At 67.7% G+C, this 20,535-nt stretch carries 22 protein-coding genes; 9 read left to right on the top strand and 13 right to left on the bottom strand.

The genetic code is table 11. The annotated features are described in order from the left end of the window. Window positions 1-87: 87 nt before the first annotated feature. Together purF and purM are read left to right on the top strand one after the other, a co-directional pair. A complete protein-coding gene (gene purF / locus ACWDUN_RS09705; protein ID WP_449927890.1) occupies window positions 88-1,635 on the top strand; it encodes an amidophosphoribosyltransferase in 1,548 nt (515 codons plus the stop codon). A 112-nt stretch (window positions 1,636-1,747) separates the two neighbouring features. Beyond that, window positions 1,748-2,824 (top strand): phosphoribosylformylglycinamidine cyclo-ligase, encoded by a 1,077-nt coding sequence (gene purM / locus ACWDUN_RS09700; RefSeq protein ID WP_449927889.1) that lies wholly within the window; start codon window positions 1,748-1,750, stop codon window positions 2,822-2,824. 28 nt (window positions 2,825-2,852) lie between these two features. On the opposite strand, the gene ACWDUN_RS09695 is transcribed toward purM, so the two are convergent. Next, window positions 2,853-3,050: a DUF3073 domain-containing protein gene (locus ACWDUN_RS09695; protein WP_449927887.1), complete on the bottom strand. Its 198-nt coding sequence runs from the start codon at window positions 3,048-3,050 to the stop codon at window positions 2,853-2,855. A 130-nt stretch (window positions 3,051-3,180) separates the two neighbouring features. Beyond that, window positions 3,181-4,254, bottom strand: a complete 1,074-nt coding sequence (gene ygfZ, locus ACWDUN_RS09690; protein ID WP_449927885.1) for a CAF17-like 4Fe-4S cluster assembly/insertion protein YgfZ — start codon at window positions 4,252-4,254, stop codon at window positions 3,181-3,183. Window positions 4,255-4,286: 32 nt separating this feature from the next. Here ygfZ and ACWDUN_RS09685 point away from each other — a divergent pair, with 32 nt between their 5' ends. Beyond that, entirely contained in the window at window positions 4,287-5,084 is a 798-nt protein-coding gene (locus tag ACWDUN_RS09685; RefSeq protein ID WP_449927883.1) for an aminodeoxychorismate lyase, read from the top strand. 279 nt (window positions 5,085-5,363) lie between these two features. Here the strand turns inward: ACWDUN_RS09685 and ACWDUN_RS09680 are convergent, their stop codons facing one another. The 7 genes from ACWDUN_RS09680 to lmeA form a co-directional block, all read right to left on the bottom strand. Beyond that, window positions 5,364-6,020: an FABP family protein gene (locus ACWDUN_RS09680; protein WP_449927881.1), complete on the bottom strand. Its 657-nt coding sequence runs from the start codon at window positions 6,018-6,020 to the stop codon at window positions 5,364-5,366. Between the two features lie 166 nt (window positions 6,021-6,186). Next, window positions 6,187-6,489, bottom strand: a complete 303-nt coding sequence (locus tag ACWDUN_RS09675) for a DUF1416 domain-containing protein (protein ID WP_449927879.1) — start codon at window positions 6,487-6,489, stop codon at window positions 6,187-6,189. Between the two features lie 2 nt (window positions 6,490-6,491). Next, window positions 6,492-7,325, bottom strand: coding sequence for a sulfurtransferase (locus ACWDUN_RS09670; protein WP_449927877.1), 834 nt, complete (start codon window positions 7,323-7,325; stop codon window positions 6,492-6,494). A 36-nt stretch (window positions 7,326-7,361) separates the two neighbouring features. Further along, entirely contained in the window at window positions 7,362-7,811 is a 450-nt protein-coding gene (locus tag ACWDUN_RS09665) for a DUF4395 domain-containing protein (protein WP_449927874.1), read from the bottom strand. 86 nt (window positions 7,812-7,897) lie between these two features. Next, a complete protein-coding gene (locus ACWDUN_RS09660) occupies window positions 7,898-7,987 on the bottom strand; it encodes an Ms5788A family Cys-rich leader peptide (protein WP_449927872.1) in 90 nt (29 codons plus the stop codon). A 29-nt stretch (window positions 7,988-8,016) separates the two neighbouring features. Continuing rightward, window positions 8,017-8,439, bottom strand: a complete 423-nt coding sequence (locus ACWDUN_RS09655) for a thioredoxin family protein (RefSeq protein ID WP_449927870.1) — start codon at window positions 8,437-8,439, stop codon at window positions 8,017-8,019. Beyond that, the gene (lmeA, locus tag ACWDUN_RS09650) at window positions 8,436-9,251 is read right to left on the bottom strand and encodes a mannan chain length control protein LmeA (RefSeq protein WP_449927868.1); all 816 of its coding nucleotides are present in this window, start codon (window positions 9,249-9,251) and stop codon (window positions 8,436-8,438) included. The genes ACWDUN_RS09655 and lmeA overlap by 4 nt, the downstream gene beginning before the upstream one ends. 166 nt (window positions 9,252-9,417) lie before the next feature. Between lmeA and ACWDUN_RS09645 the strand changes: the two genes are divergently transcribed. From ACWDUN_RS09645 to pstB, 6 genes are all read left to right on the top strand, one after another. After that, window positions 9,418-10,203 carry a winged helix-turn-helix transcriptional regulator gene (locus ACWDUN_RS09645; protein ID WP_449927866.1) on the top strand — a complete coding sequence of 262 codons (786 nt, stop codon included), beginning with the start codon at window positions 9,418-9,420 and terminating at the stop codon, window positions 10,201-10,203. Further along, window positions 10,200-11,057 carry a mycothiol synthase gene (mshD, locus tag ACWDUN_RS09640; protein WP_449927864.1) on the top strand — a complete coding sequence of 286 codons (858 nt, stop codon included), beginning with the start codon at window positions 10,200-10,202 and terminating at the stop codon, window positions 11,055-11,057. Before ACWDUN_RS09645 ends, mshD begins: the two co-directional genes overlap by 4 nt. Window positions 11,058-11,176: 119 nt before the next feature. Next, on the top strand, window positions 11,177-12,283 hold the full coding sequence (gene pstS / locus ACWDUN_RS09635; protein ID WP_449928791.1) for a phosphate ABC transporter substrate-binding protein PstS: 1,107 nt from the start codon (window positions 11,177-11,179) through the stop codon (window positions 12,281-12,283). Between the two features lie 49 nt (window positions 12,284-12,332). After that, window positions 12,333-13,406 (top strand): phosphate ABC transporter permease subunit PstC, encoded by a 1,074-nt coding sequence (pstC, locus tag ACWDUN_RS09630; protein ID WP_449927862.1) that lies wholly within the window; start codon window positions 12,333-12,335, stop codon window positions 13,404-13,406. Next, window positions 13,403-14,317 (top strand): phosphate ABC transporter permease PstA, encoded by a 915-nt coding sequence (gene pstA / locus ACWDUN_RS09625; RefSeq protein WP_449927861.1) that lies wholly within the window; start codon window positions 13,403-13,405, stop codon window positions 14,315-14,317. Before pstC ends, pstA begins: the two co-directional genes overlap by 4 nt. A 9-nt stretch (window positions 14,318-14,326) precedes the next feature. After that, window positions 14,327-15,103 (top strand): phosphate ABC transporter ATP-binding protein PstB, encoded by a 777-nt coding sequence (pstB, locus tag ACWDUN_RS09620; RefSeq protein WP_449927859.1) that lies wholly within the window; start codon window positions 14,327-14,329, stop codon window positions 15,101-15,103. A gap of 151 nt (window positions 15,104-15,254) precedes the next feature. Here the strand turns inward: pstB and phoU are convergent, their stop codons facing one another. From phoU to ACWDUN_RS09600, 4 genes are all read right to left on the bottom strand, one after another. Continuing rightward, window positions 15,255-15,920, bottom strand: coding sequence for a phosphate signaling complex protein PhoU (gene phoU, locus ACWDUN_RS09615; protein WP_449927857.1), 666 nt, complete (start codon window positions 15,918-15,920; stop codon window positions 15,255-15,257). 86 nt (window positions 15,921-16,006) lie between these two features. Further along, the gene (locus ACWDUN_RS09610) at window positions 16,007-18,019 is read right to left on the bottom strand and encodes an LCP family glycopolymer transferase (RefSeq protein WP_449927855.1); all 2,013 of its coding nucleotides are present in this window, start codon (window positions 18,017-18,019) and stop codon (window positions 16,007-16,009) included. 223 nt (window positions 18,020-18,242) lie between these two features. Continuing rightward, the gene (dusB, locus tag ACWDUN_RS09605) at window positions 18,243-19,376 is read right to left on the bottom strand and encodes a tRNA dihydrouridine synthase DusB (protein ID WP_449928789.1); all 1,134 of its coding nucleotides are present in this window, start codon (window positions 19,374-19,376) and stop codon (window positions 18,243-18,245) included. Window positions 19,377-19,408: 32 nt separating this feature from the next. Next, complete coding sequence (locus ACWDUN_RS09600; protein WP_449927853.1) at window positions 19,409-20,419, bottom strand: acyl-ACP desaturase; 1,011 nt, start codon at window positions 20,417-20,419, stop codon at window positions 19,409-19,411. Window positions 20,420-20,535 lie beyond the last annotated feature (116 nt).

Genomic DNA, 20,535 nt, shown 5'->3' with positions numbered 1-20,535 from the left:
TGATGAATTCCATCCTCCGCTTGAATTTTTGGGGTTGCGGGGCCGTACACTGGGCGACGTCACCCACAGCCCCAGGGAGCAGCCATCGTGACCTTCGAGCCGGTAGAGCCGCAAGAGAAGGACCCGAAAGAAGAATGCGGCGTCTTCGGCGTCTGGGCTCCGGGCGAGGATGTGGCCAAGCTCACGTACTACGGCCTGTATGCGCTGCAGCACCGCGGCCAGGAGGCCGCGGGTATCGCAGTCGCCGACGGTTCGCAGGTGCTGGTGTTCAAGGATCTCGGCCTGGTCTCTCAGGTTTTCGACGAGCAGACGCTGGCGGCGATGCACGGCCACGTCGCCGTCGGGCACTGCCGGTATTCGACCACCGGCTCCACCACATGGGAGAACGCCCAGCCGGTCTTCCGCAACACCGCGGCCGGTACCGGGGTGGCGCTGGGACACAACGGAAATCTGGTCAACACCGCCGAACTGGCGACGCGGGCGCGTGAAGCCGGGCTGATCGACACCCGCGGCGCCCCGGCCGCCACCACCGACTCCGACATCCTGGGTGCGCTGCTGGCCCACGGTGCCGCCGACTCGTCGCTGGAACAGGCCGCCCTGGAACTGCTGCCGACCGTGCGTGGCGCGTTCTGCCTGACCTTCATGGACGAGAACACCCTCTACGCCGCCCGCGACCCGCACGGTGTGCGTCCGCTGTCGCTGGGCCGGCTGGACCGCGGCTGGGTGGTGGCGTCGGAGACCGCCGCGCTGGACATCGTCGGTGCCTCCTTCGTCCGCGATATCGAGCCCGGTGAGCTGCTGGCCATCGACGCCGACGGGGTCCGGTCCACCCGGTTCGCCAATCCGACGCCCAAGGGCTGCGTGTTCGAGTACGTGTACCTGGCCCGCCCGGACAGCGTCATCGGCGGCCGTTCGGTGCATGCCACCCGGGTGGAGATCGGTCGCCGGCTGGCCGCCGAGAACCCGGTGGATGCCGACCTGGTCATCGGTGTCCCGGAGTCGGGTATCCCGGCTGCGGTCGGGTATGCGCAGGGCTCGGGCATCCCCTACGGCCAGGGGCTGATGAAGAACGCCTACGTCGGGCGCACGTTCATCCAGCCCTCGCAGACCATCCGTCAGCTGGGAATCCGGCTCAAGCTCAACCCGCTCAAAGAGGTCATCCGCGGTAAGCGCCTGATCGTCGTCGACGATTCGATCGTGCGCGGTAACACCCAGCGCGCGCTCATCCGGATGCTGCGCGAGGCCGGCGCGGTCGAGGTGCACGTGCGTATCGCCTCACCGCCGGTGAAATGGCCGTGTTTCTACGGTATCGACTTCGCGACCCCGGCCGAGCTGATCGCCAATTCGGCGAGCGACGATGCCGACGAGACCGAGATGCTCGAAGGGGTGCGCCGTGCCATCGGTGCCGACACCCTGGGCTACATCAGCCATCACGGCATGGTGGCGGCGACCGAACAGCCCGCGTCGCGGCTGTGCTCGGCATGCTTCGACGGCGACTACCCGATCGAACTGCCGGGCGAATCGGCGCTGGGCAAGAACGTCGTGGAGCACATGCTGGCCAACGCCGCGCGCACCGGTATCCCGCTGGAGTCGGTCAAGGCTCCCGGCGGCGCCGCCGACGCCCTGCGGCCCTGACCCACCGGGACCGCACGAGGTAGGCCCCGGCGTCGACGCTGGGTGCGGTGGGCGGGCCCTGACCGGGTAGCCTTGGGCGCGATGAGCGAGCTTCAACGAGCGGGTCGCTGACATGGGTCAGGGGCACGACGAACAACACGGCATCTCGTATGCAACGGCCGGAGTGGACATCGAGGCGGGGGACCGCGCCGTCGAGCTGTTCAAGCCACTGGCGAAGAAGGCGACCCGGCCCGAGGTCCGCGGGGGACTGGGCGGCTTCGCCGGCCTGTTCGCCCTGCGTGACGGCTACCGGGAGCCGCTGCTGGCCTCCTCGACCGACGGCGTGGGCACCAAGCTGGCCATCGCCCAGGCAATGGACAAGCACGACACCGTCGGCCTGGACCTGGTCGCGATGGTTGTCGACGACCTGGTGGTGTGCGGTGCCGAACCGCTGTTCCTGCAGGACTACATCGCCGTCGGCCGTACCGTGCCCGAACGGGTCGCCGCGATCGTGTCCGGCATCGCCGACGGTTGTGTGCTCGCCGGCTGCGCGCTGCTCGGTGGCGAGACCGCCGAGCATCCGGGTCTGATGGAGCCCGACCACTACGACATCTCGGCCACCGGCGTCGGTGTCGTCGAGGCCGATGACGTGTTGGGCCCCGACCGGGTCAAGCCCGGCGATGTCATCATCGCGATGGCCTCGACGGGGCTGCACTCCAACGGTTACTCGCTGGCGCGCAAGGTGCTACTGGACATCGACCGGATGGATCTGGCCGGGCACGTCGAGGAGTTCGGCCGCACCCTCGGTGAGGAACTGCTGGAGCCGACCTACATCTACGCCAAGGACTGCCTGGCGCTGGCCGCCGAGACGCAGGTGCGCACGTTCTGCCATGTCACCGGTGGCGGACTGGCCGGCAACCTGGAACGCGTCATCCCGCCCGGCCTGACGGCCGAATTGGACCGCGGCACCTGGACGCCGGCGCCCGTCTTCGGTCTGATCGCCCAGCGCGGGCGTATCGAACGCGCCGAGATGGAGAAGACGTTCAACATGGGCGTCGGCATGGTCGCCATCGTCGCGCCGGAGGACACCGATCGCGCGTTGGCGATTCTGACCGCGCGCCACCTCGCCTGCTGGACGGTCGGGACCGTCGCCAAGGGTGACAAGGATGGGGTGCGAGCTCAGCTCGTCGGGCGGCACCCGCGGTTCTGATCGTCAGCCGCGGGGACGCCGGGGCGCGTCAGCGCCGCCAGTCGTCCTCGTCGGCATAGCGGTCGGCGAGGTCATCGGCACCGCCGTTGAAGTCGTCGACGCTGCCGTTGCTGCGACCGCTGTTGGACAGTTCGCGCTGTAGCCGCTCGAAATCAGTCTCCGGCGTGTTGTATTTCAGGTCACGAGCAACCTTGGTCTGCTTTGCCTTAGCCCGGCCGCGGCCCATAGGGGACCCCCTCGCGCAATAACGGAGCGGCCCAACGTGCAGGCGGCTCCGATCTGTGTGTGTTTATTGTCCTGCCGATACTTTACCGTGCCCCGGCGCGGGGCGCTGGTAGGCCCTGCCTGGGGCGGTTCTAGCGGCCACCGGAGCGCAGCCGCTCGACCGCCAGCCGTCCGGCACCGACGTGATCGGTGTCGGGCATGGAGTCGGCCTCGATGGCCGCCGCGACGGCCACCTCACCTCCGGTGGTGAGCTCGGTGTCGACCGGCAGGCCCCGTTTCACCAGCGCCAACGCGATCGGCCCGTCGTCGACATGCTCCACCACGGTGCCCAGCCGGCCCACGGCGCGCCCGCCGGCCAGCAGCGGGTCCCCGGTGACCGGCCGCTCGGTCGATCCGTCCAACTGCACCAGGACCAGCATCCGCGGGGGCTTGCCGAGATTGTGCACCCGAGCGACGGTCTCCTGGCCCCGATAGCAGCCCTTGTCCAGGTGCACCGCGCCCTCGCCCGGCCCGCCGATCCAGCCGACCTCATGCGGGATGGTCCGTTCGTCGGTGTCCACGCCCAACCGGGGACGTGATGCCGCCACCCGATGCGCCTCATAGGTCCACACACCGGCCGACTGCGCGCCGGCACCGCGTAGGCGGTCGAGCCAACCGTCCTTGCTCGAACGCGGTACCACCAGGTCGTACTCGTCGCCGAACACCACGCGCAGGAAGCCCCCGTCGGGCAGCGACACCGCGGTCCACGGCGCGGTGGGTATCACCAGCCCCAGGTCGGCCAGTGCCTTCGGCACGGCGGGGCCCAGCAGCGACAGCACCGCCAGCTCGGCCGGCTCCACCGCGACATCGGCCCAGAACACCATCTTGCGCAGGAAGGCCAGCAGCGGTTCACCGCGCCAGGATTCGGTGTCCAGCACGGTGACACCGTCGAGCTGGGTCTGCAGCCAGTGATCTTCCACACGGCCCTGACCGTCGAGGCTCAGATTCTCCGCGACCGCCCCGTCGGGCAGATCGCTGACGTGCTGACTGGAGATCGTGTGCAGCCAGCTGCGGCGCTCGGCGCCGGTCAACTGCAGAGTGGCCCGGTGCGAGCGGTCGACCACCACGGCGGATCCGGCGGCGGCGCGTTGCTCGCCGAGCGGATCGCCATGGTGCCAGATCGCGCCGGCGTCGGGTCCGGTGTCGGGAGCGGGAACTGCGGACATACCGCCATGCTACGGCCGCTACTCTTGCGCGAATGGCGCCCCGATCGGCGGATGTGGTGGTCACCCTCGACGGGTTGGTGCGGGCGCCCACCGAGCCGCTGATCGCGGCGGCCGACCCGATGCTGCGCCGCGGCGCCGGGGTTTTCGAGACCGTCCTGCTGCGCGGGGGCCGGCCCTGCCTGCTGGACGCCCACCTGGTGCGGCTGGGCGCCTCGGCGGCGGTGGCGGGCATGCCCGGCCCCGACGCGGACCGCTGGCGTTCGGCGGTGCGGACCGCGGTGGCGCAGTGGTCCGCCGGCGACGGTGTGCTGCGGCTGGTCCACGGCCGCGAGGTGTCGTTCGTGACGGTGTCGTCGGTGCCGCAGCGCGCGGTGGCGGCGCGCCGCGACGGACTGGCCGCGATAACGCTGGACCCGGGTCCCCGAAGCCCACTGACGGCCGCCAAATCGCTGTCCTATGCCCTGAACTCGGCGGCGCTGCGGGAGTCGCACCGGCGCGGCGCCGCCGATGCCATCTACGTCGATACGCAGGGCCGGGTGCTGGAGGGTCCGCGATCCTCGGTGCTGATCGCTATGGGCGAAACTCTGCTCAGCCCGCCCCCGACATTGCCGATATTGGCCGGTACCACGGTGGCCGCGCTGTTCGATATCGCACCGGATTGCGCCTTCCGCCCCGTGACCCTCACCGATCTGTTTGCGGCGCAAGGTGTTTGGTTGCTGTCGGCGGTGACGTTGGCGGCCCGCGTGCACACGCTCGACGGTGTCGCCCTGGCGCCGGCGCCGGCGGCCGCCGCGGTGGCGCGGCTGGTCGATATGGCGATCACACGCTAATTCGGTTGTCGGGCTCGGTATTCGGGAGTACGGTCGCTCGTACACAGGAAGGGAGGTGGTCCGACAAATTGAGTGACTTACGGACATGTGAGGTGGCTGCTAGCTAGCAGCACCAGGAGTGTGACGAGCTTCTTGGCTCTTCGCACACGCGTATCGCGCGACCTGCGAGCGCTGGCGAATACCAAGCAGCCACCCGGCCCCCGAGCCCTTGGTTGGTCCAACCAAGATCAAACGGCTCGGGGGCTGCTCCGTTCCTGGGGAGGGTTCGGGGTAAAGAGTTCAGCCGATGAAGCGGGTCAGCCGTGCAGACAGGTGCGGTACCAGGCCGCCGTCGGCGTCCACCCGCTCCTCGACATAGGCCAAATCGCCGCCCTCGACGATCCCGTACAGCCGCTTGGCACCGCCCACCAACTGGCCGGACTTGCTGCGCGCGAGCGCGTCGGTGGCCAACTCCCAGGACGCCTGGTTCAACGGCGTGCCGTAGAAGAGTTCGATGTACCCGGAGGCGTGGGCCAACAGCAGTTCGATGGCTTGGGTCTCGTCCGGGTCGGCCGGGTCGCTGACGAACCGCCAATAGCCGGTTTCCCGCAGCCCCGTGCCCATGAGTTCACCGGTCTCCGACAGCCGCCAGGACCGGGAATCCCAGATCAGATAGTCACCACCGTCATGGGAGACGATGATCTGCTGCCCGAAGTGATAATCGCCGCCGGCGTCGCGCCCCTCACCCTCGCCGCGCCACACGCCGACCAGCGGCAGCAGGGCCAGCAGCCGGGGATGCAGGTCGGCGCCCTCGCGCAGGTTCGCGGTATCGGCAGGGAACGGCAGGTCGTCGAACGCGGGGATGTTGCGGGCCGCGGTGATCTTGGCCCGTTCGGCCGCGGCGGCCACCGCCCGGTCACCCGAGCCGGGAGTCACGCCCTCGCCGTCGGCGTTCACCCCTCGTCGGTGACGAGCCGATAGACGGCGTACAGCGCGAACCAGGTGATGACGACGACGGCCACCACGAGCAGGAATTCGAAGAACAGAACCACGATGGTGATCCTAACGCCAGTGGTCACCGCGCTCGAGTCGAGGCCCGAGCGCGGTGACCGAGTGGACCTCTTTAAGCGACCTTGACGTCGATCTCGTGGATGCCGGCACCGGTCGGGCTGATGCTGACATCACCGTTGCCCGCGGGCGACAGGGCGCGCAGCGTCCAGGTCCCGGGGGCGGCGAAGAAGCGGAAGTCACCGGTGGCCGAGGCGACAACCTCGGCGGTGAACTCGTCGCTGGCGTCCAGCAGGCGCACGAAGGCACCGCCGACCGTCTGGCCGGAGCCGTCGACCACGCGACCGGTGATGACGGTTTCCTTCTCCAGGTCGACACCGGCCGGCAACGTCTGTCCTTGTTTCGGTGCAGAGCACATAATCAGCTTCCCAACTCGATCGGGGCTCCCACCAGGGAGCCGTATTCCGTCCAACTACCGTCGTAGTTCTTGACGTTCTTGTGGCCCAGCAGTTCCTGCAGCACGAACCAGGTGTGCGACGAACGCTCACCGATGCGGCAGTAGGCGATGGTCTCCTTGTCACCGTCCAGACCGGCCTCGGCGTACAGCTTGGCCAGGTCCTCGTCGGACTTGAACGTGCCGTCCTCGTTGGCCGCCTTGCTCCAGGGAACGTTGATTGCGCCGGGGATATGCCCGGGGCGCTGGCTCTGCTCCTGCGGCAGGTGCGCCGGGGCCAGGATCTTGCCGGAGAACTCGTCGGGGGAGCGCACGTCCACCAGGTTCTTGGTGTTGATCGCGGCGATGACCTCATCGCGGAAGGCGCGGATGTCGTTGTTCGGGGCCGCGGCGGTGTAGGAGGTGGAGGGACGGTCCGCGACGTCGGTCACCAGGGGGCGGCCGTCGAGTTCCCACTTCTTGCGGCCACCGTCGAGCAGCTTGACGTCCTCGTGGCCGTACAGCTTGAAGTACCAGTAGGCGTAGGCGGCGAACCAGTTGTTGTTGCCGCCGTACAGGATGACGGTGTCGTCATTGCTGATGCCCTTGTCGCTCAACAGCTTCGAGAACTGCTGCTGATCCACGAAGTCGCGCTTGACCTGATCCTGCAGCTCGGTTTTCCAGTCCAGTCGGACGGCGCCGGCGATGTGTCCGCCCTCGTAGGCGGAGGTGTCCTCGTCGACCTCGACGAAGACGGTCTTCGGCGCGTCGAGATTGCTCTCGGCCCAGTCGGTGGAGACCAGGACGTCGGAGCGTGCCATGAAGTGGTTCCTTTCGGTTGGTTGGTACTGAGAAGATCAGGCGGGGATGCGGCGGAACCGCGAGACGAGCGGGTAGAGCAAGCAGCCCAGGCAGATGCCGAAGGCCGCATTCAGAAAGGCGGCGAACAACGCGAAAGCGGTGGACACCAGGCCGACCACCGGTGCCCCCAGCGCGAACCCGAACGTGCCGACCAACGCGAACGCGAAGCCGACCAGCTGGGCGAACTTCAGTGGCGGAACCGGCTCACGGTCGGTGACCGGACCCGAACGGGGGGCGATCAGGGCTGCATACACCCGGCCGTACGGATGCCGGCGCGGTCCCAGGGTGGCGCCGAGGGCGAACACCGCGGTCTGTAGACCCAGGATCACCGCCGCGGCCGTGACGTCGAGCGCCGAGACGATCAGGGTGGCGACGAGCACGGCAGCGGTCACCCACGCGGCGAACCGCGGACCGCGGACATCGACCTGGTCGGGACTGGCTGACATGGTGAAAGCTCCTGTTGCTTGGCTGGACTGGACAGGCCACGAAGGCGCCTCGTGAGAGCGGCGCACCAAGACGAAGGCGCGGCTACTCAGCAGCTACAACAACAGCAACAACCCGCGGTGCGGCACAGATCAACTGCGCGGCGCTTGGTGAGCAGAAGCTCAAGACGGGCGGTCACGCCCGACACGATACCTGGTGGCACCGCCGTCAGGCCAATAGAGGTTTCAGCGCCGACTGCAGGTCAGCGGCCTTGGGGACGCCGGTCGTCCGGTACCTCGGATGCCCCTGCGCGTCGAAGATGATCGTCGTCGGCAGCGACAGCACCGAAAGCCGTCGCGCCGCCTCGGGATTCTCGTCCATGTCGATCTCGACGTGGGCGACCGTCGGAAGCTGCGCGCAGACCTGTTCGACGACGCGACGCACCGCGGCGCACGGGCCGCACCAGGTCGCGGTGAAATGCAGGATGGTCGGGCCGTCCGAGGAGAGGCCCAGTCCGGTGGTGTCGACGTTCGTGGCCGCGTCGGCCGCGCGCAGCATGCCCGATCGCAGGGTCAGCAGTCGCCCGACGATGTAGCCGAGCCCCAGCACGGCGATCACCACGACGATCACGATGGCCATCGAGGTGCTCATGACTGCCGGAATTCGTCGAGGCGCAGCGTCAGACCGTCGTCGATGCCCTCGATGATGAGGTCCGATCCGCGCGCGCCGGCGGCGGTCGGCTGCAGCGCGAACGGCAGCCGCAGCCCCGGGATCCGGCCGCGGAACGCGTCCAGCACCGCAGCCGTCTTGTCATCGGGCACCGGCACGCCGGCGGTCCCCGGACCGGTCAGCACCCCCGTCGGCGTGAGCACCAGGGTGGTGTCACCGGGATCGGCCAGGGTCAGGTCCACCGCGACGCTGACCCGCTCGTCGACACCCGCGACATCGGGGGTGCCGGTGAAGACCAGATCTTCGCCGCTGGAGATGCCGGACTCGGTGACACCGGTGAACCCGTCCTCGGTTTCGGAGGTGGGCGCCTCGACCAACAGGTCGGACATGCCGATATAGCGGCCCACATGGGTGGAGTCCAAGATGATGCGGCCTTCGGCCTTGCCGACCGGCAGCACGGCATCGGGGCCGATCAGCCAGCTCGACTCGGTCAGGTCGATCTGGTGCAGGGTGGCCTCCAGCGACACCCTGCCGGTCACCGGGTGCGCGACGCCGGCGGCGCGGATCTCCAGCTCGTCGTAGCGGTGCGCACGCGCCTGCGTGCTGAACGGGAAGCCCAGGATGCTGACCCACGGGTCGAAGCTGAGCTGGTTGGCGTCGCGCACGCTGCGGGCCAATCGGTACTCGGCGTAGATGGCGGCCCCGAAGTCGGTGCCGACGGCGCCGGTGATCACCGCGACGATGGTCGAGACGACACCGATCAGCACCCTACGCACCCGATCATTCTGGCGCACCGGCGCGGCCGGGACCCAGCGCCCTTGCCTTCAGGTCTGCTAAGTGCCAGGTGGCACGGTATCGTGATGCGATCGTCGGTCGTAACGGCCACGTGTCAGCCATGAATCTGCAAGATGACCTCCGACACCGATGTCCGGGAGATGATTCAGGACGCTGGAGGGCCCCTTGGAACTGTTGCTACTGACCGTCGATCCGCATCCCGACGCCGTGCTGCCGTCGTTGTCCCTGCTGGCGCACAACGTCCGGGTCGCGCCGACCGAGGTGTCCTCGCTGTTGGAGGCCGGCACCGCCGACGTGGCGATCGTCGACGCCCGTACCGACCTGGCGGCGGCGCGGGGGCTGTGCCGGCTGCTCGGCACCACCGGCACCTCCATCCCGGTGGTCGCGGTGGTCAACGAGGGCGGTCTGGTGGCCGTCAATGTCGAGTGGGGGCTCGACGAGATCCTGCTACCGGGCACCGGGCCCGCCGAGATCGATGCGCGGTTGCGGCTGCTGATCGGGCGTCGCGGCGGTGTCGCCGACCAGGAGACCGTCGGCAAGGTGACCCTCGGTGAGCTCGTCATCGACGAGGGCACCTACACCGCGCGGTTGCGTGGGCGTCCGCTCGACCTCACCTACAAGGAATTCGAACTGCTGAAGTACCTCGCGCAGCACGCCGGGCGGGTGTTCACCCGGGCGCAGCTGCTGCAGGAGGTGTGGGGTTACGACTTCTTCGGCGGCACCCGCACCGTGGATGTGCACGTGCGACGGCTGCGCGCCAAGCTCGGCCCGGAGTACGAATCGCTGATCGGGACGGTCCGCAACGTGGGCTACAAGGCGGTCCGGCCGGCGCGTGGCCGCGCACCCGCACCGGCGGCCGATGACGATCTCGACGAGGAGCTCGACGACGATCTCAATGACCCCGAATTCGGCTCGGCGGCGGAGTCCCTCGACCCGCTGCGCAGCCAGTGATCGGCTGGCGAACCGGGCTGTCGGCCGATGACCGGTCCCGGATCACCGACCTGATCGCGACGGCCGCCGCCCATGACGGCGTGGACCCGGTGGGGGATCAGGTGCGCCGCGAACTCACCCGCGACGACACCCGCCACCTGGTGGCCATCGAGGACGACGCGATCGTCGGGTATCTGAATCTCGGCACCGAGATGGCCGAGGCCGTGGTGCATCCGGACTTCCGCCGCCGCGGTATCGGCGCACGACTGATCGGCACCGGTCTGGATGCCGGCGGCCCAGGGACCCGGATCTGGGCGCACGGTGACCTACCCGCGGCGCGGGCCACCGCGGCCACCCTCGGTTTACACGCCGTTCGTGAACTGTTGCAGATGCGGCGGCCATTGGCCGATCTGCCGCCGCTCACGCCGAGACACGACATCCGCACCTACGCCGGGCCTGCCGACGACCAGGAGTTGCTGCGCGTCAATAACGCGGCCTTCTCCTGGCATCCCGAGCAGGGCGGCTGGACCGAAGCCGAGATCGCCGAACGCCGGGCCGAGTCCTGGTTCGACCCAGAGGGAATCTTCCTGGCCTTCGATGGCCCCACGTTGTTGGGTTTTCACTGGACCAAGGTGCACGACCGGACTCTCGGCGAGGTGTATGTCGTCGGCGTCGACCCGGCGGCCCAGGGCCGCGGTCTCGGCGCGGAGTTGACTTTGCTGGGCCTGCATCATCTGGCCGCCCGGCTAGGGCCTGAGGCAGATGTCACACTGTACGTCGAGGGCAACAACGCGGCGGCCGTGAAAACTTACCGCGGCCTGGGGTTTGACGTATTCAGCGCCGATATAGCGTACGCCCGCGATGCTGTGAACTAGCTGTACCTGTTCACCTTTCGTTCACTTTCCGTCCGCGGACCGTCCATCGCGGCCGAATACGTTGCCACGGAGTCTGAAGCCGTCAACTGAAAGTGGGATTCGTGAAGCTCAACATCGGCATGGCACTGTCGGCGACCGCGATCGCCGCCCTGACGCTGACCGCGTGCGGTAGCGACAACAACGCCGGCACCAGCAGTGCCACCAGCGGTTCGGAGTCCGGTTCGGCGTCGTCCGCCGACTGTGGTGGCAAGAACTCCGTGACCGCCGAGGGTTCCACCGCGCAGCAGAATGCCATCGCGCTGTTCAACCAGGTGTGGAGCCAGCAGTGCCAGGGCAAGAACCTGTCCTACAACCCCACCGGCTCCGGCGCCGGTCGCGAGCAGTTCGTCGCCGGCAACGTCGACTTCGCCGGTTCGGACTCGGCCATCAAGGACGAGCAGGCTCAGCAGGCCGCCGAGCGCTGCGGTGGCAACCCGGCGTGGAACCTGCCGCTGGTCTTCGGCCCGGTCGCCATGGCCTACAACGTCGAGGGTGTCGAGGGCCTGGTGCTCAACGCCGACCTGCTGGCCAAGATCTTCCAGGGCCAGATCACCAAGTGGAACGATCCCGCGATCGCCGCGCTGAACGAGGGCAAGACCCTGCCCGACACCGACATCACCCCGATCTTCCGCTCCGACTCCTCGGGCACCACCGACAACTTCCAGAAGTACCTGGAGGCCGCTTCCGGTGGCGCCTGGACCAAGGGTGACGGCAGCGAGTTCCAGGGCGGCGCCGGCGAGGGCGCGCAGAAGTCCGCCGGCGTCGTGCAGGCCGTGCAGGCCACCCCGGGCTCGATCGGCTACGTGGAGAAGGGCTTCGCCGATCAGGCCGGCGTCCCCTACGCCCAGATCGACAACGGCAGCGGTGCCGTCGAGCTGACCGACGAGTCCGCCGGCAAGGCCATCGACGCCGCCAAGTTCGCCGCCGAGGGCAACGATTTGACCCTGGACCTGGCCTCGCTGTACGGCACCCAGGAAGAAGGCGCCTACCCGCTGGTGCTGGCGACCTATGAGATCGTCTGCTCGGACGGCTATGACGCCGAGACCGCCGCAGCCGTCAAGTCCTTCCTGACGGTGGCCGCCAACGACGGCCAGGCCGGCCTGTCGGACGCCGGTTACGTGCCGCTGCCCGAGAAGTTCAAGGAGCGTCTGCTGACCTCCATCGAGGCCATCGGCCCGGCTGCTTAGTCCGCTGGCACAAAGGCTATTTCGAGGCGAGGATGGGTGCGGCGACCGAATGACGTACAAAGGTATCGACAAGGGTTCAGACGGGAACTCAGTGACTATTCCGAATCCAGCCGACTCGGGGTCGGGTGAGGCGCTGGCCGCACCCTTCCCCGAGCCCACCCCGATCTCGACGGACCCGGGCAAGAACGCCAAGGTCCGCCCCGGCGATCGCATCTTCAGCGGCCTGGCCACCGGTTCGGGTGTGCTGGTCATCGCGATCATCGCCGCCATCGGCTTCTTCCTGCTGTGGCGCGCGATCCCGGCGCTGCAGCGCAACGAGGAGAACTTCTTCCTCTTCGGTGGCAACTGGGTCACCACCGACACCTCGGCGATGAGCTTCGGCATCCTGGACCTGCTGCAGGTCACGGTGTTCGTCTCGGTGTTCGCCTTGGTGCTGGCCATGCCGATCGCCCTGGGCATCGCGATCTACCTGACCAACTACGCACACAAGCGGGTCAAGGGTCCGCTGGCGTACATGGTCGATCTGCTGGCGGCCGTGCCGTCGATCATCTACGGCGTGTGGGGCCTGTACGTGCTCGCTCCGGTGCTGAAGCCGGTCGCGGTGTGGCTCAACGAGAACATGAGCTGGCTGTTCCTGTTCTCCACCGGTAACGCCTCGGTGGCCGGTGGCGGCACCATCTTCACCGCGGGCATCGTGCTGGCGGTGATGATCCTGCCGATCATCACCGCGGTGACCCGTGAGGTGTTCGTCCAGACGCCGCGCGGCCAGATCGAGGCCGCGCTGGCGCTGGGTGCCACCCGCTGGGAGGTCGTGCGGACCACCGTGCTGCCGTTCGGTATGTCCGGCTACATCTCCGGCGCCATGCTGGGCCTCGGCCGCGCACTCGGTGAGACCATCGCACTGCTGATCATCCTGCGCGGCACGCAGACCGCGTTCGGTTGGTCGCTGTTCGACGGTGGGTTCACCTTCGCCAGCAAGATCGCCTCGGCGGCTTCGGAATTCAACGATCAGTACAAGGCGGGCGCCTACATCGCCGCCGGCCTGGTGCTGTTCATCCTCACGTTCGTGGTGAACTCGCTGGCCCGCGCCGCGGTTTCCGGAAAGGACAGGTCCGCATCATGACCGCAGCGCTGGACAAGCCGGTCAAGGCTCCCACCTTCCAGGGGGTCAGCGGCCGCCGGAAGTTCACCGACAACCTGGCTACCGTGCTGGTCACCGCCTCGGTCGTCATCGCCATCATCCCGCTGCTGTGGGTGCTCTACACCGTGGTCTCCAAGGGCATCGGGGTGGTCACCTCGAGCACGTGGTGGATGAACTCGCAGTCCGGTATGACGGCCTTCGCCGCCGGCGGTGGCGCCTACCACGCCATCGTGGGTTCGCTGCTGCAGGCGCTGGTCTGCGCCATCATCTCCATCCCGATCGGCATCTTCGTCGCCATCTATCTGGTCGAGTACGGCGGCGGCACCCGGCTGGGCAAGGTCACCACCTTCATGGTCGACATCCTCACCGGTGTGCCCTCGATCGTCGCGGCGCTGTTCATCTACGCGCTGTGGGTGGCCACCCTGGGCTTCCAGCGTTCGGGCTTCGCGGTGTCGCTGGCCCTGGTGCTGCTGATGATCCCGGTGATCGTGCGCTCCACCGAGGAGATGTTGCGCATCGTCCCGATGGACCTGCGCGAGGCCAGTTACGCACTGGGCGTACCGAAGTGGAAGACCATCTCGGCCATCGTGGTGCCCACCGCGCTGTCGGGCATCGTCACCGGCATCCTGCTGTCGCTGGCCCGCGTGATGGGCGAGACGGCGCCGCTGCTGATCCTGGTGGGCTACGCCCAGGCGATCAACTTCGACATGTTCAGCGGCTTCATGGGGTCGCTGCCGGGCATGATGTTCGACCAGACGTCGGCCGGTGCCGGCGCCAACCCGGTCCCCACCGATCGCCTCTGGGGTGCCGCGCTCACCCTGGTCGTGGTCATCGCCCTGCTGAACGTCGGCGCGCGGTTCATCGCCAAATTCTTTGCCCCCAAGAAGGTTTAGGAGACATCCATGGCCAAGCGCCTTGATCTGAAAGACGTCAACATCTACTACGGCGCGTTCCACGCCGTGCAGAACGTGTCGCTGTCGGTGGAACCGCGCAGCGTGACCGCGTTCATCGGCCCGTCGGGCTGCGGTAAGTCCACCGTGCTGCGCACGCTGAACCGCATGCACGAGGTCATCCCCGGTGCCTACGTCAAGGGCTCGGTGCTGCTCGACGGCGACGACATCTACGGCTCGGGTGTCGACCCGGTGGGTGTGCGCAAGACCATCGGCATGGTGTTCCAGCGCCCGAACCCGTTCCCCACCATGTCGATTCGCGACAACGTTGTGGCCGGCCTGAAGCTGCAGGGCGTGCGCAGCAAGAAGACCCTCGACGAGGTGACCGAGCGGTCCCTCAAGGGTGCCAACCTGTGGAACGAGGTCAAGGACCGCCTCGACAAGCCCGGCGGCGGCCTGTCCGGTGGTCAGCAGCAGCGCCTGTGCATCGCCCGCGCCATCGCCGTGCAGCCCGACGTGCTGCTGATGGACGAACCGTGTTCGGCCCTGGATCCGATCTCGACGCTGGCCATCGAGGATCTGATCTCGGAGCTGAAGAAGGACTTCACCATCGTGATCGTCACGCACAACATGCAGCAGGCCGCCCGCGTGTCCGATCAGACGGCGTTCTTCAACCTCGAGGCCACCGGCAAGCCCGGTCAGCTGATCGAGATCGACGACACCGAGAAGATCTTCTCCAACCCGACCCAGAAGGCCACCGAGGACTACATCTCCGGCCGGTTCGGCTAGATCGACCAATACTGCGCGGCATCGGCTACGGCCGGTGCCGCGCAGTGCTTTTCGGGCCTCGGCGGGCGGCCCGGATCGGTCTCCAGGCCCGTGCGCCGAAACGACGAGGGCCGACCCCCGCCGGGGATCGGCCCTCGTCGTACGTGCGCCGCTACTGCGGTTCGGCCAGATTGTCCTCTGGCAGCTCACCGGTGGCGGTGAAGATGACCCGGCGCGAGATCTCCACGGCATGGTCGGCGAAGCGCTCGTAGAAGCGGCTCAGCAGCGTCACATCGACCGCGGCGGTGACGCCGTGCTTCCAGTCCTTGTCCATCAGGACCGAGAACAGGTGCCGGTGCAGGTCGTCCATCGCGTCGTCTTCTTCGCGGATCTGGGCGGCCTTCTCGGGGTCCAGGGTGTCGAGCACCTCGCGGGCACTGCCGGCCAATTCGACTGCCACCCGGCCCATCTCGGCGAAGTAGCCATTGACCTCCTCGGGCAGCGCGTGCTGCGGGTGGCGGCGGCGGGCGATCTTGGCGACGTGCAGGGCCAGCGCGCCCATGCGGTCGATATCGGCGATGATCTGGATTCCGCTGACGATGGCGCGCAGGTCACCGGCGACCGGGCCCTGCAGGGCCAGCAGCATGAACGCGGACTCCTCGGCGCGGGTCCGGATCTCGCCGAGCCCGTCCTGCTCGGAGATGACCTGTTCGGCGAGCGCGAGATCGGCCTGCAGCAGGGCCTGGGTGGCACGTTCCATGGCCACACCGGCCAGACCGCACATCTCGCCGAGCTGAACAGTCAACGAGGACAGTTGTTCTTGGTACGCAGTACGCATAGGAATACCTTACGGTTGCCGAGCTTGAAGGTCACGATGCCACAGGTGAACGAAAGGTGAATGACCTTCGCGTCAACGATACCGCTTTATTCGCAGGTCGTGTCCGCTGCGTTGGTGACCGTGAGGTCCTCCGGAAGCTCGGTGGTGGTGCTGCTGGCGGTGCCCCGCACGAGTTGCACCTGCACGGTGGAGCCGCTGGGCGACGGGGGTGTCACGGAGCTGAAATCGGTTCCCAGGACCACCCGAACGACGTCGCCCATTCCCGTGGTGCGCTCGATGGTGGCGTTGTGGAACGAGGATGCGACGGTTGCTGCGGCCTGCTCGTTGCCCGGGGAAAAGAACACCGTCGTGGCGTCCAGCGGACCGGGGTAGTCGTCGGGGGTGTCGACGTTGAAGCCGTGCTGCTGCAGGACATCCGCCGCGCTGGCAGCCAGGCCGGACTGACCGGTCGAGTTGGACACCCGCACCGTCACCGCGCTCGGATCGGTGGCCACTGCATCGAGGGTCTCGGCGCCACCGTCCTCGGTGGGAGTGGTTGTGCCGTTGTGGTTCTCTGGCGCCGCCGGTGCCGGCGCGTCATCGGCCGGGCGCTCCTCGGGCAGCGGCTCGTCGTTGATGATCGCGTCGAACAACGCGGCCATGTCCTCCAGGCGCGGCTGCTCGTTACCCCACTCGTCGGCGTACCCGGTGGTGGGCACCGTGACGAAGGTGATGCGTCCGGCGTTGACGCCCTGCACCGACTGTCCGAGGTCCACCAGGTCCTTGGTCTTGATGTTGTCGACGTAGCTGTCCTCGATGAACATGTTGACGACGTTGTTGAGCTTGGAAAGACTGAAGAAGACCTCTTTGGAGATCATCGAGCGCAACAGCGAGGACAGGAACAGCTGCTGGCGCTTGATGCGGCCGTAATCGCCGTTGACCTCGGTGGTCACCTGACGGGCCCGCACGTAGTTCAGCGCGGTGTGGCCGTCGACGATCTGCCGCCCCGGCTCGGCCAACACGGTGCCCAGCTCGTAATCCTCCAGCGGTGTGGTGCTGCAGACCTCGACACCGCCGAGCGCGTCGACCATCTTGGCGAATCCGGAGAAGTCGACGGCCATGAAGCGGTTCACCGACAGGCCGGACAGCTTCTGGATGACCTTGACCAGGCACTTGGGGCCGCCGACCGCATAGGCCGAGTTCAGCTTGGTCTCGGTGTACGCCTCGTCCAGGCCGTACATCGGGGAGTTCTCGTCGGTGATGGGGCCGTAAACGCCGGTCTCGGGGTCCCACGGCTCGCACTTGATCGGCGTGATGGCCAGATCGCGCGGGAAGGATACGGCCACAACGCGTTTACGGTCGGCCGGGATGTTGACCAGCATGATGGTGTCCGAGCGGGCGCCGGCCGCGTCATCGGTGGTGCCGGCGCCGATCTCGGCGTTGGCGCCGATGCGGGTGTCGGTGCCGACGATCAGGAAGTTCTCGTCGCCGAACTGCTTGTTGGGGTCGACGATATCGCGCGAGTTGGGGTCCAGCGCCGCGACCTGGTTGAGGCTGTTGTTCTTCATCGACTGCCACTGCCACGCACCGCCGGTGAGCAGCAGTGCGCAGACCGCGGCGAGGGCGGCGGCCACCCGGCCCGCGGTGCGGGCGGTGCGATGGTCGTGCGGCCGGGGTCGGGCGGTGTGTGCCGGCGGCCGCGGGGTGGTCAGGTCGGGCAGTTCCGGCGCGTAGGCCGAGGGCACATACATGACCTCGGTGGGCGGCTCGGTCGGATCGCGCCGGGCGGGCGGCTCGAAGATGACGGCGTCCACCGGTTCGACCAGATCGGTGATCTCGGCGGCGCTCTCGGGCACCGGTGCGGCCGGTACCTGTGCGGCGGGCTCCTCGGGTTCGGCGCGGTGCCGGGATCCGCCGGTGGTGTCGGGCTTGTCGGCGGCCAGCTTGGCGATCAGGTCGGCGACGGTGACGCCGTCGGTGTGATTACCGGTGCTCGACGGTGTGCCGGCCCGTTCCCACGGCGCGGCGCCTGGTGCCGGACGCTCCGATCGGGTAAGCCAGTCGTTGTCACCGCGGGCACGGTCGGAACGGCCAGGAGTGGCGTTGTCGCCGTCACTCATGTCCTACCGGCCTTCGACTCGAGGGGACGTGCGCGCCGTTGCGCACGGATGTCGTGGGGACCGCTGTCGAAGCCGCGTGCAGACAGCAGCACTACTTCTTGTAGCAGCCCCATGCCCGGCTCCGCCACCGGAGCCTGGTCTACGTGGCCCCTCATCGTACTGAGGCAACCTGAAAATCGGCCAGCGCGGTGATGTGACGGAGCGGTCTCGGGGACATCTCGGCTCAGCCGCCCGAGTGCATGACATCGGCCGCTTCGGGGACCGTGTCGTCATCGGGATCGTCGAGCCAACCCTCGGGCAGCGATACCGACGCCGGCGATCCCTGGCGTCCGCGCGGCCCGCCCGAGACCTCTGGGAAGGGCACGTCCTGATCCAACTGGCCCAGCAGGGCGTCGAGCTCGTCGCGCGTCTTGACCAGTGCCAACGCCCGACGCAGATCGCCACCGACCGGGAAACCGTGCAGGTACCAGGCGACATGCTTGCGGATGTCGCGCATGCCCTTGTCCTCACCGAAATGCGCCGCCAGCAGCTCACCGTGGCGCCGCACGATATCGGTGACCTCACCGAGGGTGGGCGGGGTCGGGATCGGGTGGCCGTTGAACGCCGCCGACAGTTCGGCGAACAGCCACGGCCGGCCCAGGCAACCGCGGCCGATGACGACTCCGTCACATCCGGTCTGCGCGATCATCGCCGACGCATCGGCGGCGTCGAAGATGTCACCGTTGCCGAGCACCGGGATGGTGGTCACGTGTTGCTTGAGTTCGGTGATGCGCGACCAGTCCGCGGCGCCGGAATAGCGTTGGGCGGCCGTGCGGGCGTGCAGCGCGACGGCCGCGGCGCCCTCGGCCTCGGCGATGCGGCCCGCGTCCAGATGGGTGGTGTGCGCATCGTCGATGCCGACCCGGAATTTCGCCGTGACGGGGATGGACGTGCCTTGCACACCGCGGACCGCCGCGGCGACGATCTGCCCGAACAATCGCCGCTTGAACGGGATCGCGGCGCCGCCGCCGCGCTTGGTGACCTTGGGCACCGGGCAGCCGAAATTCATGTCGATGTGGTCGGCCAGGCCTTCGTCGGCAATCATCTTGGCCGCGCGATAGGTGGTCTCGGGATCCACGGTGTACAGCTGCAGCGACCGCGGCGTCTCGTCGGGGGCGAACGTCGTCATGTGCATGGTGACCGGGTGGCGCTCGACGAGTGCCCGCGCGGTCACCATCTCGCAGACGTACAGTCCGCTGATGGTGCCGGCGCGGGCCACCTCCAGCTCGCGGCACAGCGTGCGGAACGCGACATTGGTGACACCGGCCATCGGCGCGAGGACGACCGGTGAGCGCAACGCGATCGGCCCGATCCGCAGAGATCGGGCCGATCGGTCGGTGGTGCTGGGGGCTAGGAGGCTGCCGATGATGTCACCAACAGATTCTTCATCGCCTTCTTCTCGGCGACCTTGCGCTCGCGCTCCAGGCGGCGCTCCTTGGCGATCTCGAACTTGACGCAGGTCTCCTCGAGCTCGCGGACGTGCTCGCCGATCTCATCGCGCAGCTTGGCGCCCTCACCGGTGAAGTCCTCACGCTCCAGGATGCGCCACTTCTTGAGCACCGGCATGACGATGTCGTCGAGGTGGATGCGCGGGTCGTAGACACCACCGGTGGCGATGACCACGGCCTTCCGGCGGAAGTCCGGAATGGTGTAGCCGGGCATCTTGAAGTTCGTCAGCACCTTGTGCAGCGCCTTCATCGCCTGGTTCGGGGCGATGTCCAGTCCGGCCGCGGCGACGTCGCGGTAGAAGATCATGTGCAGGTTCTCGTCGGCCGAGATGCGGCCCAGCAGCTGATCGGCGATGGGCTCGTTGCAGGCCCTACCGGTGTTGCGGTGCGAGACGCGGGTGGCCAGCTCCTGGAACGTCACGTAGATGACGGAATCGAACAGACTCTGGGCGAACAGCTCATCGCCACCCTGCAGATTCTGGCCGGGGGAGAAGCCGCGGGTGACCTGCTCGACGCGCAGCTCCTCGAGCTCGATCGGGTCCACCGCGCGGGTGACCAGCAGGTAATCGCGCAGCGCGATACCGTGGCGGTTCTCCTCGGCGGTCCACCGGTTCACCCAGTAGCCCCACGGGCCGTCCATGCTGAAGTTCATCGCGATCTCGCGGTGATACGAGGGCAGGTTGTCCTCGGTCAGCAGGTTCGTGATCATCGCGATGCGTGCGACCTCGGACAGCTTCGACTGCTCGGGATCCCACTCCTGGCCGCCCAGGGCGTAGAAGTTCTTACCGTCCGACCACGGGATGTAGTCGTGCGGGTTCCAGTCCTTGCGCATGGACAGATGCCGGTTGATCTGCTTCTCGACTACTGGCTCCAGCTCGTGCAGGAGCTGGAGATCGGTCAGTTCTTGCGACACGGTCACTCCCAGTTATCTGTACCTGATGGTTGCACTCAATATATCTGTGTCTGACGGTGACATTCAAGTTCCGTCACCGTGAGTCGCATAACGGTTACCCGTCTTTTGGACATGTC

It is taken from the genome of Mycobacterium sp. NPDC003323 (genome assembly GCF_053589535.1).
The sequence above is the reverse complement of the archived record's forward strand: the minus strand, read 5'-3'. Positions and strand labels throughout refer to the sequence as shown.